Consider the following 16,622-nt stretch of genomic DNA (forward strand, 5'->3'; position numbering starts at 1 on the left):
TAAAATCAGTGATGAAAGAAACGGAATTGGATCTATGGCAGAGCGATGTTGCAAGGCAAAATGCTCTTTTTGATGGCTTCAGTGCCCCTTGGACGGTTAGCGAGTTGACAAAAAAAATTCGATTTCTTTTGGAAGGGCAAATTGGAGAAGTCTGGGTACTTGGGGAAATTTCCAACTTAAGAATTCCTAGCTCTGGACATTGTTATTTTACGTTAAAAGATGAAACTGCTGTGATCAATGCTGTATTTTTTAGGAGTGACGCCCAGAAGCTTACATTCGAGTTAAAAGACGGTCTTTCTGTTGTGGTCAGGGGGTTGTTAACGGTTTACGAGACAAAAGGGCAGTATCAACTCAGGGTGCTAGAAGCTAAGAAAAAAGGGGCTGGATCACTGTTAGAAAAGTTCGAGGAATTGAAACGAAAGCTTTCTCAAGAAGGCCTTTTTGATTTATCTAGGAAAAAAAAGCTCCCTCTTTTTCCAGAAAAAATAGGAATTATAACCTCTTTAAAAGGAGCAGTGATTCAAGATTTTTCCAGAATTTTGCAACGAAGAGCTCCAGGCATAAGAATTTATGTTCGAGATGTAAGAGTGCAAGGAAATGGAGCGGCTGTCGAAATAGCAAGGGCTATAGATGAATTTAGTTTAGCTCATGAGGTTGACATTTTGGTTCTAGCCAGAGGAGGTGGCAGCCTGGAAGACCTATGGGCCTTTAATGAGGAGCAAGTGGCAAGGGCGCTTTTTCGCTGTAGGATTCCAACAGTTTCTGCTGTCGGGCATGAAACAGATTTTACAATCGCTGATTTTGTTGCTGATGTGAGGGCTCCAACGCCTTCGGCGGCGGCGGAGATTGTATCCAGGGATTGGGAGGAATGGAGGCAAGAGCTTGAGCATTTGCGCCAGAGAATTTATCGGTTTTCTCTCCAGTTTATTGAAATATGGAAGGAACGGTTAGAAAAAATCAGGAGCAGTTCTAGTCTTGCCGAACCCTCCCGATACGTTGGATTGCTTCGGCAAAATGTGGATATGCTTGAACAATCCCTCGAAAAAGCGGCCATGGTGGCTGTCGAACGAATACGAACAAAACAAGCTCAATTGCGTTTACGCCTACAGTCCTTCGATCCTATGCAGCATATTCGTAGTCTTGCAGAGGCATTAAAACTTTGGGGAGCTAGGCTCGAATCGGTTAGCCCTCAGGTTGTTCTCGACAGAGGCTATGCAATGGCCTTTGATCAACAGGGCCAACTACTAAAAGATGCTGGTAAGGTTGTCAGTGGAGAAAAAGTCATTGTCGTTCTTTCAAAAGGAAAGCTGTTAGGAGTAGTGGAGAAAACAGTTCGAAACAAAGAGGAAGATCTTCCTCTTTGAAGGAGAAAGGTTTTTTGTTTGCTAGGAGTTTGCTAGGAGTAAAGAATAGTTCTAGATATTGCGATGCCAAAATAGTTAAAAGTATGCATGACGAACATCTATTCGCCGAAGAAGTTTGGCGGGCTGATCGGTCGGAGCGTATACACGCTGCAACGAAAGGCGACAGGAAAGGGAAACGGCTGCAAAACGAACACCGACGAACCAGCGGTACTACACGCACCAGTCCAATCTGAGGGTGATCGGACAAAAGGTAAGGAGAGCACCGCGCAATCGCTTATGCAAGAGTCTGCCAGCGCCGGGCAAAAGGAGGATCTCAAGGAATCAGCGGGAAGCGTTTGCAGGTTTTGTCTGGCTTGAGGCAAAGCGGTAAGATATGACCAAGGATCTTCTCTTGGGTCACTCCCTGCATTCCCAAGCTCTCTTTACGGTTTGCGCCAATACGAAAAGAAAAGACCAGAGGTCGTGATGAAAACCAATGAAGCCGGGGAAGATGATGTGGCAAGCAATCCAAGCAGAAAGCTTGGAGCTTAACAAGAGAAAGTGCCAGATGCTAGAAGATCTTTGCCTTTGCTATTCCTACGAGAAGGAGCAGTTTGTTGTCTATTATTTCGAACTAGACCGCTTCTCGGAAAGTCTTGGGCAAACGCAAAGAGCGGAATCTACTGCTAAAAGCACAGTATAAAAGCCCAAAGGGCTTACAGGCAAGGATGTGGAAGGCAAGCCCTTAAGGAGGCCTATGAGGCCATTGGAAAATGACTCCTGTCTTTAGCCGTAGAGATGAAGCCAAGAATCAATCAGAGGGAAAAATGGAGGGAAGAAGAAAAGCGTTTTGCTTATTGGCAAGTCACTTCTCCGCGACGGATCGCTTCGGTATGGCAGCAAAGAGAGCTTGCCGCATCTAAGTTTTCCATAACAATGCAAAGACAAAAAAGCCATTCTTTTCAGGATCCGCAAAGACTTGCAAGAGGTAGTTAGACAGCCGCCCAGAGTGAAGAAAACTAGAGCTATTCTGTAGGATGAAGAGAGGTGTCGGACTTTCGAAGAGAAGGGACGGCAGTATCTCTCTCTTATGGGACTGGAGCATGGGAAAAGGATAGTCATTCCCCTAGCCGGGAAGTTGAAGATTCGGGGAATGATTTATCTTGTTTTAAAGGAAAAGAAGGCGGTCATTTCCTACGTAGCACCCCTAAAAGTTCCGAAGCGGTTAGATGGGGAAATAGTTGGGATCGATATGGGACTTTCAGAAGCGTTCACCGATGACAAAGGGAAGAAGTATGGGAAAGGGGTTGGTAAGGTATTAGCTAAGTTATCTAAGCAGTATACAGAGAAAGGAAGGAAACGACAGAAACTTCATGCCATATGTAAGAAGACAAAAGACAAAGCAAAAGCAAGGGGCGTTGGCAAGAATAATTTAGGAAGGAAAAAGCTAGCAGAGAGACTCCATAAAGTGCCAGCAGAGATAGAAAGCAGGGTGACTACAAGCCTGCGCAAACTTCTCAAGCTCCGAAGTCCATCTATGATTGTCTTTAGAGGATTTACACATTTATGGGAAATCGCCAAGCAAAGAGCTTTCCAGGCGCATCCCCCAGATGCGAACCGGTGCGCTTCAGGATCGAATCGATTTCTAGCGCCTGGGGGGAGGTTCTCGGCCAGAGAGGAGGTCAACCTGGCCTATAGCTCTTGGGCTTTGTCCTTGGTGCGGGTATATGTCCATTCCAAGAACCGCATAGGGGATAAGTTGGCATGCCGACATTACAAGTATGTGAGCTATGTGGATAGGGTGGGCGGTATACAACCTCAAGAAAAGGGTCGAAGATCCGGAGATAGGCTTGTGGATGCCGCAGGAACGCCTGCATGCGATCCTTCCTGTTAGGTTTACCAACGGTATGGGCGACCGCTCAGTTGAAATCCCGAGGAGGGGGACAGGTCTGGAGCGGCAGACTCCAGGATCTGGCATGTCGCACCCAATGGAAACGGGGCAGAGCGAGTGGTAGAGCCAGGAAATTGGCCATTCCTGACTTGCTAATACCATGCTAGACAAACGGAGAACGAAATGGCTTTGGCTATATCGAGGGGACTTGGGGCAAAACCAAGGCGAAAAGAACGAACTTGGATCAGGCGTAAGCAGGTCTCGAGTATGTTTTTAGGAACAGTTCTTGACTAAAAGAAAATTCTTGTATTATATTGCTAACTCTTTTCATATGCATTGAAACAAAAGAGTGTATCAGGAATATAGTATATATATATTTTAATACGCATTGGATTGATTTATAATAAAAAGTTATAATAAAAAGTATAAAGGAAAGATATTGTTTTTTGCCCATGTAGCTCAGTTGGTAGAGCACGTCCTTGGTAAGGACGGGGTCACCGGTTCAATCCCGGTCATGGGCTCGTAAAAAAATAATAACTTAGGAATAACTGAACTAAAAAGAGGGAAGGTCAATGGCAAAGGAGGCATTTTTAAGAAAAAAACCCCATATTAATGTGGGAACAATTGGTCATGTCGATCATGGTAAAACAACTTTAACTTCGGCTATAACATTTGTGCTCGCCAAAAAAGGGCTTGCACAAAAAATGGCTTATGAGCAGATCGACAAAGCTCCAGAGGAAAAAGAACGTGGTATTACCATCAATACGGCTCATGTTGAATATGAGTCGGATAAAAGACACTATGCTCATGTGGATTGTCCCGGTCATGCAGATTATATCAAAAACATGATTACTGGGGCAGCCCAAATGGATGGAGCGATCTTGGTGGTAAGTGCGGCTGATGGTCCGATGCCTCAAACAAGAGAGCATATCCTTTTAGCCCGGCAAGTGGGGGTTCCCTATATCGTTGTTTTTCTTAATAAAGTGGATATGGTCGATGATAAGGAATTACTGGAACTAGTCGAGCTCGAAGTAAGAGAGTTGTTGACTCAATATGGGTTTCCTGGAGATAAAATTCCGATTATTAAAGGAAGTGCCCTGAAGGCTCTAGAAGGAGATCCTGAATACGAAAAGAGCATTCTTGAGCTTGTCGAAGCGATGGATAATTATATCCCAATTCCAGAAAGACCTAAAGATCAACCCTTCTTGATGCCGATCGAAGATGTCTTCAACATTGAGGGTCGTGGTACCGTAGTCACAGGTAGAGTTGAGAGAGGGACATTAAAGCGGATGGAAGAAGTAGAGATTGTGGGGCTTAGGCCAACGATCAAAACAGTAGTGACGGACATAGAGATGTTTAGGAAGACTTTGGATACAGCGGAAGCAGGAGATAATGTTGGTATCTTGCTTCGAGGCATTAAAAAGGATGATGTGGAAAGGGGACAGGTCGTTGCTAAGCCTGGTACAATAACTCCTCATCATAAATTTAAGGCTCAGGTCTATGTTTTAAAGAAAGAAGAAGGAGGCAGACATACCGCCTTTTTCAATGGCTATAGGCCGCAATTTTTCTTCAGGACAACCGATGTGACTGGAACGGTTACATTGAAAGAAGGTGTGGAGATGGTCATGCCAGGGGATAATGTTGAATTTACAGTAGAGCTGATTTCTTCGATCGCCATGGAAAAGTCAATGCGCTTTGCCATTCGTGAAGGAGGAAAGACGGTAGGAGCTGGAGTTGTGACTGAAATTATTGAATGAAAGGGGCTTGAAAAACTGATCAAAACCAGTAAATTAGGGCAGTAGCTCAATTGGTAGAGTAGCGGTCTCCAAAACCGTCGGTTGGGGGTTCGAGTCCCTCCTGCCCTGTAATATAAAAATGGCTATTTCTTGGATTGAGATTGTTAACATTGTTGTCCTTTTTTTGAGTGCAGCTCTCTTAGTCTGGCTCTGGAAAAAAAGGGGGACATTGATTCGAGCTTTTATTGGAGAGGTTATCGTTGAGCTAAAAAAGTGTACATGGCCATGGGATCCAAAGGAAAAGGGGATAAGAAAATATAAAGAATTGATTGATTCGACATTGGCTGTGTCCATATATTCCATTATATTAGCGGCAATAGTGACTTCTGCTGATTTTATATTAGTAAGGGTAGTGCATTTTATAATAACGCTACATTTTTAGTTGCAATAGGGGGGAGTCTTTGATCTCTTCTAATTAGAGAAAAAAGTACAGTAAGGATGAAAGTGGAATATTCTAATGCGCCAATAGATGAGATTGCTGAAAAATCTCAGAAGATGCAATGGTATGCATTACATGTTCTTTCTGGACAGGAAGAAAAAGTTAAAAAAAATTTAGAAAAGAGGATCAAGACCGAAGAAATGCAGGATCTTGTTGGCGAAGTAATTATTCCTGTAGAAAGAGTATCAGAAGTACGAAAGGGGAAAAGAATTGAGCTTAATAGAAAACTCTATCCAGGCTATGTATTTATCCAGATTCAATTAAGGGATAGTTCTGGAAAGTTAATTGAGCGCTGTTGGTATTTTATTCGAGATACTCCTGGCGTGATAGGATTTGCGGATGGAGAAAATCCTTTACCTATGCCTAAGGAACAAGTTGAGGGGATGTTGAGGCAAATTCAGGAAAGGACAGAAAGTATTTTACCCAAAACTGTTTTTTCCGTTGGGGATCGAGTCAAAGTGGGAGATGGGCCCTTTTTGAATTCTGAGGGGGTAATTGAAGAAGTTGATTTGGAAAGAGGCAAACTGAGGGTTTCTGTTAATATTTTTGGGCGTTCTACCCCGGTAGAACTCGAGTATTGGCAAGTAGAAAAGGCGACTTAAAATTTATCTTTGATCCAAAGCTCATTCTATTGCAAGGAATCATTTTAAAAATTGGGAAAAACTATGGCTAAAGAAGTGAGTGCTATTGTTCGGTTGCAGATACCTGCTGGCCAGGCAAATCCTGCTCCTCCGGTGGGTCCGGCGTTAGGACAGCATGGGGTCAATATTATGGCATTTTGTAAGGAATTTAATGCGGCAACTCAGAAGGAGGCGGGAAACATATTGCCAGTGGTAATTACTATCTATAAAGATAAGACATTTACTTTCATTACGAAGTCCCCACCCGCTTCTATATTACTTAAGAAGGCTGCCAACATCGCAAGTGGTTCTAAAGAGCCAAATCGGACGAAAGTGGGAAAAGTAACTCGGGCTCAGATTAAGGATATTGTAAAAATCAAATGGAAAGATCTAAACGCTTCGACCGAAGAAGCAGCAATGAGAATGATCGAGGGGACAGCAAGGAATATGGGAATAGAGGTTGTAGATTAATGGATAATTAATGGAAAATCAAAGATGGATTGGGAGGAGAAACTCATGGCGAAGAAAAGAAGCAAAAGATACCGGTTGGCTGCTGAGAAAATTGAAAAGAATAGGACCTATTCTTTGCCTGAGGCATTAGAGCTATTACAGAAAATGCCTAAAGCACGATTCGACGAATCAATAGATGTGGCTTTTCATTTAGGGGTGGATCCTAAGCAAAGTGATCAGATGGTTCGTGGGACGGTGAGCCTACCACATGGATCAGGAAAATCAATGAAAATAGCTGTTTTTGCCAAGGGGAGTGCGGCTGAAAGTGCAAAAGAGGCAGGAGCGGATTATGTTGGTTATGAGGATCTAATAAAAAAAGTGCAAGAGGGATTTACTGATTTTGATGTGGCTATCGCGACACCCGATGCGATGCAGGAGGTTAGGAAACTTGGAAAAATTCTTGGACCAAGAGGGCTCATGCCTAATCCTAGAACGGGAACGGTCACAGAAGATGTTGTTGGCGCTATAAAGGAGTTTAGGAAGGGAAAAGTTGAATTTAAGGTGGACAAGACGGCTAACCTCCATGTAGTAGCTGGGAAAGCTTCTTTCCCCAATGAGGCCTTGGGAGACAATATAAAAGCTATTGTGGAAGCGGTGGCAAAAGCTAAACCACATTCCTCTAAAGGCAAATACTTTCAGTCTATGGCCATATCTTTAAGCCAATCGCCAAGTATCCATGTTGATCCTTCTTCAGTAGTCAAATAAGGAATAAGTTTCTATGAGAACAGAAAAAATAGCTTTAAAAGAACAAATTTCCGAAATTGTCAAAGCTTCTTCATTGATTGTTTTGATTGATTTTACGGGGCTAAAGGTTGCCGTTTTTTCTGAATTAAGAAAAAGGCTAAGATCGGTCAATTGTCGCTGCCTTGTTTTGAAAAACACATTGCTAAGGCTTGCATTAAAAGAAGCCAAAATGGTTATGCCTCAGCAGAATGATGCTATCGTAGAGAGCTTTTTGAAAGGTCCAACAGCGATTTTGTTTTCGGAAGCTAAAGATGTGGCTGGGGTGGCCAAAGTTTTGAAAAATTTTATTGCTGAGTTTCAACTGCCAAAGGTTAAGGGTGCTTTCATGGAGAACGCCCTTATTAGTGAGCATGATTTTCTGAAATTAGCGGAGTTGCCTAGTTTGGAAGTTTTAAGGGGACAACTTCTTGGGACTCTTCAATTACCTGCGGTAAGATTGGTGAGATTACTTAACGAGCCAGCTACTGCCCTTGCACGATTGGTAGAGATCTATTCAAAGAAGGAAAATTAAAACCGTGCATTGTCTTATTTTAGAGAATGGAAAATAAACTTATTTACCATGGAAAAGACACCTCTTCCAAGTAAGAGAAAAACGGAGAAAAGTTTTGGATTTTATATGTCAGAAAAGTTTATCCTTTGTAAAGGATTTTTTTTGAAAATATTCAAGAAAAATAGGGACAAAGGATCATAAAATGAAGAGGGCGAAATGTCCACCTAGCCTTGGAGCCCTCCAAGGAGAATTGACAGAGCGGGTGCCTGTCTCTAGGTGGAATGAAAGGAGGATAAAATGGCTGATCTGGATACGCTTGTCGATCAATTAAGTAAACTAACGATATTGGAAGCTTCTGAGCTAGTAAAAAAATTGGAAGCCAAGTGGGGGGTTAGTGCTGCAGCTCCTGTAGCAGTGGCAGCAGCAGCCCCGACTGGAGCTCAGCAAGCTGCAGAAGCTCCTGCAGAAGAGAAAACAACCTTTGCGGTCCATCTGAAAGAGATTGGGCCAAATAAAATTGCCGTGATTAAAGAGGTAAGGGCAGCGATTGCTGGTCTTGGGCTGGCAGAAGCCAAAGCGCTTGTCGAAGGGGCTCCAAAACTTCTAAAAGATGGAGTATCAAAAGAGGAAGCTGAAGAGATAAAGAAAAAAATAGAGGCTGCTGGAGCTAAAGTCGAAATTAAATAATAACTGCGTCATTGTGGGGCTTAGGATATGAATCAGAAAATGCAGAGAATCAATTTTGGGAAAATTCGGGAAGGATTGAGTTTGCCTAATCTTATTGAACATCAAACAAAATCTTATGCCGATTTTCTCCAACTCTCGGTAGCTCCACAGGATAGGAAACCTGAGGGGTTGCATGGAGTTTTTCAGGAAGTTTTTCCGATAGAAAGTTACGATGGGAAAGTCAGGCTAGAGTATGTCAATTACGAAATTGGCGACCCTAAATTTAGTCCTATTGATTGTCTTCGGGATGGAAAAACTTATGCAGCCCCTTTGCATGTTACGTTTCGACTTAAAGATGAGGAAGGGGTAAAGGAAGAGAAGGTTTACATGGGAGAGTTGCCGATGATGACTCCTCAGGGAAGTTTCATCATCAATGGGGCTGAAAGGGTCATAGTCAACCAATTGCATAGATCTCCTGGAATCTGTTTTGAATCTTCTTTTCATAGTAACGGAAAGACGCTTTATTCCTTTCGGATCATCCCTGACAGAGGCAGTTGGCTTGAAGTTGCCTTTGATTCCAACGATCTGCTTTATGTCTACTTGGACAGAAGGAAAAAGAGAAGAAAATTTCTTATTACGACCTTGTTGCGAGCCCTTGCCGCTGCATTGTCTGGGTCCTCGTCTCCCTTAGGGACAGGTGGGGATGAAGAAATTATCAGACTTTTTTACACGGTTGAGGAAATTAATCTTTCTGAGGGTATTGAAGAAGAAAAAGTTGCCACAAAAGTGCTCGTTAACGAAGTGCGAGATCCCAATAACCCAGAGGTGGTTTTGGCTAGGGCTTATGAGCCAGTAACAAGAAGCGTGGTTAGGCAGCTGTTGGATTTGGGCATTAAGACGATTCAGGTAGTCGATGTACAATATGATGATACGCTGATTAAGTGTATAAAGAAAGATCCAACGAAAGATCCAATTGAGGCTTTAAAAGAAATATATAGAAGGTTGCGGCCTGGAGACCCCCCAACTGAATCGAATGCAAAACTCCTTTTGAAAAGGCTTCTACTGGATCCAAAAAGATATGATTTAGGAAGGGTTGGCAGGTATAAACTCAATCAAAAATTGAACATTCAAGTAGATCCAGAGATTCGCATATTGACTTGGGAAGATCTTGTGGCTGCCACCCGCTATTTAATAAAACTTAAAAAGGGGGAAGGGATTACAGATGATATTGATCATTTAGGGAGTAGGCGCGTTCGTGCAGTTGGTGAGCTTGTAGCCAATCAATGTCGAATGGGACTAGCTCGAACCGAAAGACTCGTCAAGGAACGGATGACGCTTTTTGATGTCAATACGGAAGGAATGACCCCTCAAAAATTGATTAATCCTAAGGCGTTATCGGCTACAATAAGAGATTTTTTTGCTCGCAGCCAGCTTTCTCAGTTGATGGATCAAATTAATCCTCTTTCAGAGCTGACTCATAAGAGAAGGCTTTCGGCTTTAGGTCCAGGGGGCTTATCAAGAGAACGAGCCGGTTTTGAGGTCAGAGATGTGCACCCTTCCCATTATGGAAGGATTTGTCCTATCGAAACTCCAGAAGGACCAAATATTGGGCTTATTGCCACGATGGCTTCTTACAGTCGCTTTAATGAATACGGCATTTTGGAAACGCCTTATCGTAAGGTAGTTAATGGCAAGGTAACCAATGAAATCGTTTATTTTACAGCTGATCAGGAAGAAAATTACGTGATAGCCATGGCCAATACGGCTGTTTCTGATGATGGAACGATATTAGATCAGCGAGTAGCTGTCCGCTTTCGCAGAGAGTTTATGGAAGTGGAAAGAGAAAAAGTAGAATACATTGATGTCTCGCCCAAGCAGATAGTTTCTATAGCTGCAGGGCTCATTCCATTTCTTGAACATGATGATGCGAATCGGGCACTGATGGGTTCTAATATGCAAAGGCAGGCTGTTCCGCTCATTCAGCCAGAAGCACCGATTGTGGGTACAGGAATTGAGGAAAGGGTTGCTAGGGACATTCAAGCTGTGGTTGTTAGTGAAACAGATGGTGTTGTAGCATCCGTTACGGGAAATGAAATCATTGTGACGCCAACTGGATCTATTGCTGATCTTAAGAAAAAGAAAATCAAACAAGGTTCTGAAAAGGAAGTTGGCATATATAAGCTCAACAAGTTCATGCGATCTAATGCTGGGACTTGTATCAATCAAAAACCCATTGTGAAAAAAGGGCAGGTGGTCAAAAAAGGAGATATTCTAGCCGACGGTCCAAGTACGCAGAATGGAGAACTTGCTCTGGGAAGAAATCTACTTGTGGCCTTTATGCCTTGGAATGGATATAACTTTGAGGATGCTATCATTGTTTCAGAAAGGATTGTTAAAGAAGATCTTTTTACAAGTATTTATATCGATGAATTTGAGATCGTAGCTCGGGATACGAAATTGGGACCGGAAGAAATCACTAGGGATATTCCTAATGTAGGAGATGAGGCACTAAAAAACCTTGGCCCTGATGGAATCATTCGAGTTGGTGCGGAAGTTAAACCCGGGGATATCCTCGTAGGGAAAATAACACCTAAAAGCGAAACCGAACTGGCTCCAGAAGAGAGGCTTTTAAGAGCCATTTTTGGAGAAAAAGCTGCTGATGTGAAAGATTCTTCTTTGAGGGTCCCATCGGGCACCTATGGCATTGTAATGGATGTACGAGTCAGTTCCGGGACTGCTCGTGTTAGAAAAGAGAAGATAAATGCTTCGGAAGCCAAACAGAAAATCAAAGAGATTGAAGAAAGATATGATAAAAAAGAAGAAGAGCTTCGGGAAGAACTGACGCAGGCCCTTTCCAATATTTTACTGAATGAGAAAATTCCTCTTGATGTGGTTAATGTGGAGACAGGAGAAATCATCATCCCTGCTAACCGGAAAATCACGAAGGTTCTTTTAAGGAAAATGGCTCAAGCCTACGATAAGATTGAGATTGATCCAAGTCCAATTCGTTCCAAGATCTTTGATATTATTGGGAATTTTGAAGCCAAATTTGAACAACTAAGAAACGATAGAGAGTTAGAACTTGATCAAATAGAAAGTGGGGAAGATACAGAACCTGGGATCATCAAGCAGGTAAAAGTATTTATTGCCAACAAAAGAAAGCTTTCGGTTGGAGACAAAATGGCTGGAAGGCATGGGAATAAAGGAGTTGTTTCAAAAATTGTTCCCGTAGAAGACATGCCCTATCTTCCTGATGGTACCCCTGTAGATATTGTTCTTAATCCGCTGGGGGTTCCTTCTCGAATGAATGTAGGGCAAGTGCTTGAAACCCATCTTGGGATAGCTGCAAAGAAATTAGGGTTCAATGTGGCCACTCCTGTGTTTGATGGGGTTAAAGAAGAGAAAATACGGGAATTTTTGGTGAAGGCGGGTATGGATGAAGATGGGAAAAGCATCCTATATGACGGTCGAACTGGAGAACGGTTTAATCAGAGAGTGGTTGTTGGAGTGATCTACATGATGAAACTTAATCATATGGTGGCTGATAAAATTCATGCCCGTGCAGTTGGACCTTATTCGTTAGTAACGCAGCAGCCTTTGGGGGGCAAAGCGCAGTATGGTGGCCAACGGTTTGGTGAAATGGAAGTTTGGGCAATGGAAGCGTATGGCGCAGCTTATGTCTTGCAGGAGTTGTTAACAGTTAAATCAGATGACGTGCAAGGTCGAACGAGAATTTATGAGAGCATTGTTAAAGGGGAAAATTACTTAGAGACGACAACACCAGAATCTTTTAATGTGCTTGTCAAAGAAATGCAAGGGTTGTGTCTTGAAGTCACCATCGGCCAGCGATCGGATTCGTTTGGCTTACATATGAAACCAACCTCTTCGAAAGCCTTGAATGGGGGTGAAGCAGCTTAAAATAAAGAAGGAGTAAGATGATATGGAAGCAAATAATTTAACAGCTCGCCAGGTGCTTGGTTTTCAAAAAACAATAGGGTTTGATGAGGTAAAAATTTCAATTGCTTCCCCTGAAACGATCGAATCATGGAGTAAGGGAGAAGTACGCAACCCGGAAACTATTAATTATCGGACCTTTAAACCCGAAAAAGGGGGATTGTTTTGCGAAAGGATTTTTGGGCCAACAAAAGATTGGGAATGTGCTTGTGGGAAGTACAAAAGAATCAAGTATAAGGGGGTTATTTGTGATAGATGTGGCGTAGAAGTGACTTTATCAAGGGTAAGAAGAGAGCGGATGGGGCATATTCGACTTGCTGTGCCTGTTTCTCATATATGGTTTTTAAAATGCATGCCTAGTCGATTGGGTTTGATGATGGATATGACCGCAAAGGATCTTGAGCGGGTGATTTATTATGAAGATTATCTTGTGGTAGATCCAGGGAAAACGCCTTTGAAGTTCAAACAGCTTCTTTCCGAACAGGAATATCGAGACGCATTGGCACAATACGGGGAGGGTTCCTTTGTGGCGAAAATGGGAGCGGAAGCTGTAAGAGATGTTTTAAAGCAAATCAATTTGGAATCCCTTGCGAATGATCTTTCCAGAGCGATTGAAGGAACGAGAAGTAAACAACTTAAAAAGAAGCTTTCGAAAAGGCTGAAACTAGTTCAAGGACTTATAAGCTCAGAAACGAGGCCTGAATGGATGATATTGGAGGTGCTGCCTGTGATTCCTCCAGATTTAAGGCCTTTAGTTCCTCTTGAAGGAGGAAGATTTGCCACTTCTGATTTGAACGATCTTTACCGAAGGGTCATAAATCGAAATAACCGGTTACGAACTCTTCTGCAGTTGAAAACCCCTGATGTGATTATCAGAAATGAAAAACGGATGTTGCAGGAAGCTGTAGATGCCCTTTTGGATAATGGCAGGCATGGAAGGGCTGTTACTGGAGCGGGGAATCGTCCACTGAAATCGTTATCGGACATGCTTCAGGGAAAAACGGGAAGGTTCCGGATGAATCTGTTAGGTAAGCGAGTGGATTATAGCGGTCGATCAGTCATCGTTATCGGCCCAGAGTTAAAGCTCCACCAGTGTGGTCTTCCAAAAAAAATGGCTCTTGTTCTTTTTGAACCCTTTATGATTAGAAGACTGAGAGAGCTTGGGCATGTCCATACGGTGCGAACGGCTAAGAAGATGATTGAAAAACAGGATCCACTGGTATGGGATGTTCTTGAACAAGTAACTGCCGGACACTTAGTTCTTTTAAACAGAGCTCCTACATTGCACAGGCTTTCTATTCAAGCTTTTGAACCGATCCTTATCGAAGGAGATGCGATTCGTATCCATCCTTTGGTTTGTACTGCCTACAATGCTGATTTCGATGGGGATCAGATGGCTGTCCATGTTCCGCTTTCCATAGAAGCACAGTTGGAGGCTCGACTTTTAATGCTTGCTCCATTGAATATCTTTTCGCCTTCCAGCGGCAAGCCGATCACTACGCCATCCCAAGATATAACGCTTGGTTGTTACTACATAACGCAAGCTCCCTTGAAGAGCAAAGCTCAGGAACAAAAAAGAAAGCCGCTATTTTCCGATCCTTTGGAAGTCATCTTTGCTTACAATGATGGAAATTTGCAGGTTCATGATCTCATTTTTCTTAAAAATCCAGATTATGGGAAAGAGACGATTTTTGGTGATAAAAACAAAAAAGTTATTGAGACCACTCCTGGAAGAGTCATCTTTAATCAAATATGGCCTGAAGAACTCGGTTTTTACAATAAGCCTGCTGGTAAAAAGCAGCTTGGAGAAATAATCCTGAAGTGCTATCAAAAGGTTGGCAGGGAGAAAACGGTTCAATGTCTTGATAAGCTCAAGCAGCTAGGCTTTTCTGAAGCCACAAAAGCTGGCATTTCCATTGGAATGGATGATATGATTGTTCCCACTGAGAAATCCAGGATCATTGCAAAAGCTTATGAGATGGTCAATGTTGTGGAGCGGCAATATAGATCTGGGGCTATAACTGATGGAGAAAGATATAATAAAATTGTAGATATCTGGACACAAGCTACGGAAGAAATTTCTAGTGTGATCTACAAGACATTGGAGAGTAATCTAGGAAGACCGGAGTACAATCCTCTTTATCTTATGGTGGATTCGGGAGCCAGAGGGAATAGGCAACAAGTCAGACAACTTGCTGGAATGAGGGGACTCATGGCCAAGCCGTCTGGGGAAATTATAGAAAGACCCATCATTTCAAATTTCAGAGAAGGACTTTCTGTTTTGGAATATTTTATCAGTACTCATGGGGCAAGGAAAGGACTTGCTGACACAGCTTTAAAAACGGCTGATGCGGGCTATTTGACAAGAAAATTGCATGATGTTGCCCAAGACGTGGTGATTACTGCTGAAGATTGTGGGACGAATAAGGGAATAATCGTCAAAGCAATTTATGAGGGGGATGAAGAAATTGTGAAATTATCCGAAAGGATTTATGGAAGGGTCTGTTGTGATGAAATCTTCGATCCAATGACCGGGAAGAAAATCATCCAACCTGGAGAACTCATCGATGAAAGGAAAGCTAAAGAGATAGAAGAGGCTGGAGTAGAAAAAGTCAAGATTCGTTCTGTCTTGACCTGCGAAAACAAGTGGGGCGTTTGTGCTATGTGTTATGGGTTGAATCTGGCTACAAATAAAATGGCAAAGCTTGGTGAATCAGTTGGAGTGATTGCTGCTCAATCTATTGGAGAACCAGGCACACAGCTGACCATGCGCACCTTTCATATCGGAGGAACCGCCTCTCAGGTCTTCAAACAACCTCAGATTCGAGCTCGAAACGATGGCATCGTCCAGTACATTGATCTTCGGACAGTTAAAACAGCTGAAAACCATTTCATAGTGTTAAGTAAAAGCGGTTACCTTGCTGTTCTGGATCCCTCAGGGAGGGAATTGGAAAGACATACAGTCATTGTTGGATCGATTATTTTGATTCCAGATGGAGAGAAGGTGAAAAAAGGACAGGTTTTTGTTCAATGGGATCCTTATAATGTTCCAATTTTGACGGAGAAGGGGGGCATTGTTGAATTTAGGGATATCATTGAAGGAGTAACTGTGAAAAAGGAGTTGGATGAAACGACCAAACAGATTAGCACGATTGTCATTGAGCACAAACATGATCTTCATCCTCAGTTACTCATCCTGGACGAAAACACACGAGAAGTTATTGCTTTTTATGGTATTCCCGCAGGAGCAAGAATCGAAGTGAAGCCAGGAGATAAGGTAGTAGCTGGACAAAGAATAGCTAGAACACCTAGAAAGATGGTTCAAACAAAGGATATAACTGGAGGGTTACCTCGAGTTGCAGAGCTTTTTGAAGCAAGAAAACCCAAAGATTCTGCCGAGATTGCCAAAATAGATGGGATTGTGGAAGATGGAGGAATTATCCGTGGCAAAAGAAGGATATTGATTAGGGATGTAGAAACGGGGATAGAAGAAGAGCATCTGATTCCCCTTTCTAAACATTTGATTGTTTATAAGGGAGATGTTGTTAAAAAGGGCCAACAATTAACAGAAGGGCCGATTGTACCCCAAGAAATTCTCGAAGTATGCGGTATTCAGGAATTACAGGAATACCTACTAAATGAAGTGCAAGAAGTGTATAGACTACAAGGAGTCGAGATCAATGATAAGCATATTGAGATTATTATCAAACAAATGCTTAAAAAGGTAAAAATTCTTGATTCCGGGGATACTTCTTTCTTGTGGGAAGAACAAGTCGATCGATTAAGATTTGAAGAAGAAAATAGAATCGTTGAAGCTAAAGGAGGCAAGCCCGCTGTTGGGGTGCCAGTCCTTCTTGGAATTACTAAAGCTTCCTTGGACACGGACAGCTTCATAGCGGCTGCCAGCTTTCAGGATACGACAAGGGTTTTAACGGATGCGGCTACGCTTGGAAAAGTAGATCCTCTCAGAGGCTTTAAGGAAAACATCATTATGGGGAATTTAATCCCTTCAGGTACTGGATTCAGAGTGTATAGGAATATTCGGTTGGTGGAGCTCAGACCTGCTGAAAGCAAAGAAGAACAAAAGGAGCAGAAGGCTTCTGAAAATGGAGAAGGTAGTACTTTAGAAGAAAAATGGATTCCTCAAGCTGGAACATAAGGGGCCTCGA

12 protein-coding genes and 2 tRNA genes are annotated in these 16,622 nt (G+C 42.6%); all 14 read left to right on the plus strand.

Annotated features, from left to right (window positions below):
• Window positions 1–11: 11 nt before the first annotated feature.
• Window positions 12–1,364 (plus strand): exodeoxyribonuclease VII large subunit, encoded by a 1,353-nt coding sequence (gene xseA / locus QOL44_RS04590; RefSeq protein ID WP_009059051.1) that lies wholly within the window; start codon window positions 12–14, stop codon window positions 1,362–1,364.
• A 777-nt stretch (window positions 1,365–2,141) separates the two neighbouring features.
• Complete coding sequence (locus QOL44_RS04595; RefSeq protein WP_045086666.1) at window positions 2,142–2,339, plus strand: hypothetical protein; 198 nt, start codon at window positions 2,142–2,144, stop codon at window positions 2,337–2,339.
• 94 nt (window positions 2,340–2,433) lie between these two features.
• Window positions 2,434–3,237 carry a hypothetical protein gene (locus QOL44_RS04600; protein ID WP_045086665.1) on the plus strand — a complete coding sequence of 268 codons (804 nt, stop codon included), beginning with the start codon at window positions 2,434–2,436 and terminating at the stop codon, window positions 3,235–3,237.
• Window positions 3,238–3,682: 445 nt separating this feature from the next.
• Window positions 3,683–3,755 (plus strand) — tRNA-Thr (locus QOL44_RS04605).
• A 51-nt stretch (window positions 3,756–3,806) separates the two neighbouring features.
• Window positions 3,807–4,991, plus strand: a complete 1,185-nt coding sequence (gene tuf, locus QOL44_RS04610) for an elongation factor Tu (protein WP_009059040.1) — start codon at window positions 3,807–3,809, stop codon at window positions 4,989–4,991.
• Window positions 4,992–5,026: 35 nt separating this feature from the next.
• Window positions 5,027–5,099: transfer RNA gene (locus tag QOL44_RS04615), tRNA-Trp, on the plus strand.
• A 10-nt stretch (window positions 5,100–5,109) separates the two neighbouring features.
• On the plus strand, window positions 5,110–5,412 hold the full coding sequence (locus QOL44_RS04620; RefSeq protein ID WP_009059038.1) for a preprotein translocase subunit SecE: 303 nt from the start codon (window positions 5,110–5,112) through the stop codon (window positions 5,410–5,412).
• A gap of 56 nt (window positions 5,413–5,468) precedes the next feature.
• Window positions 5,469–6,071: a transcription termination/antitermination protein NusG gene (gene nusG, locus QOL44_RS04625; RefSeq protein ID WP_009059036.1), complete on the plus strand. Its 603-nt coding sequence runs from the start codon at window positions 5,469–5,471 to the stop codon at window positions 6,069–6,071.
• A gap of 63 nt (window positions 6,072–6,134) precedes the next feature.
• Entirely contained in the window at window positions 6,135–6,560 is a 426-nt protein-coding gene (gene rplK, locus QOL44_RS04630) for a 50S ribosomal protein L11 (protein ID WP_009059034.1), read from the plus strand.
• A gap of 24 nt (window positions 6,561–6,584) precedes the next feature.
• Complete coding sequence (gene rplA, locus QOL44_RS04635; RefSeq protein ID WP_009059032.1) at window positions 6,585–7,304, plus strand: 50S ribosomal protein L1; 720 nt, start codon at window positions 6,585–6,587, stop codon at window positions 7,302–7,304.
• Between the two features lie 13 nt (window positions 7,305–7,317).
• Window positions 7,318–7,854, plus strand: coding sequence for a 50S ribosomal protein L10 (rplJ, locus tag QOL44_RS04640; RefSeq protein WP_009059030.1), 537 nt, complete (start codon window positions 7,318–7,320; stop codon window positions 7,852–7,854).
• 276 nt (window positions 7,855–8,130) lie between these two features.
• On the plus strand, window positions 8,131–8,520 hold the full coding sequence (gene rplL, locus QOL44_RS04645) for a 50S ribosomal protein L7/L12 (protein WP_009059028.1): 390 nt from the start codon (window positions 8,131–8,133) through the stop codon (window positions 8,518–8,520).
• 27 nt (window positions 8,521–8,547) lie between these two features.
• On the plus strand, window positions 8,548–12,417 hold the full coding sequence (rpoB, locus tag QOL44_RS04650; protein ID WP_009059026.1) for a DNA-directed RNA polymerase subunit beta: 3,870 nt from the start codon (window positions 8,548–8,550) through the stop codon (window positions 12,415–12,417).
• Window positions 12,418–12,439: 22 nt separating this feature from the next.
• Window positions 12,440–16,612 carry a DNA-directed RNA polymerase subunit beta' gene (rpoC, locus tag QOL44_RS04655; RefSeq protein ID WP_009059025.1) on the plus strand — a complete coding sequence of 1,391 codons (4,173 nt, stop codon included), beginning with the start codon at window positions 12,440–12,442 and terminating at the stop codon, window positions 16,610–16,612.
• Window positions 16,613–16,622: the final 10 nt, after the last annotated feature.

The organism is Candidatus Methylacidiphilum fumarolicum, assembly GCF_949774925.1.
In the GTDB taxonomy this organism is placed as follows: domain Bacteria; phylum Verrucomicrobiota; class Verrucomicrobiia; order Methylacidiphilales; family Methylacidiphilaceae; genus Methylacidiphilum; species Methylacidiphilum fumarolicum.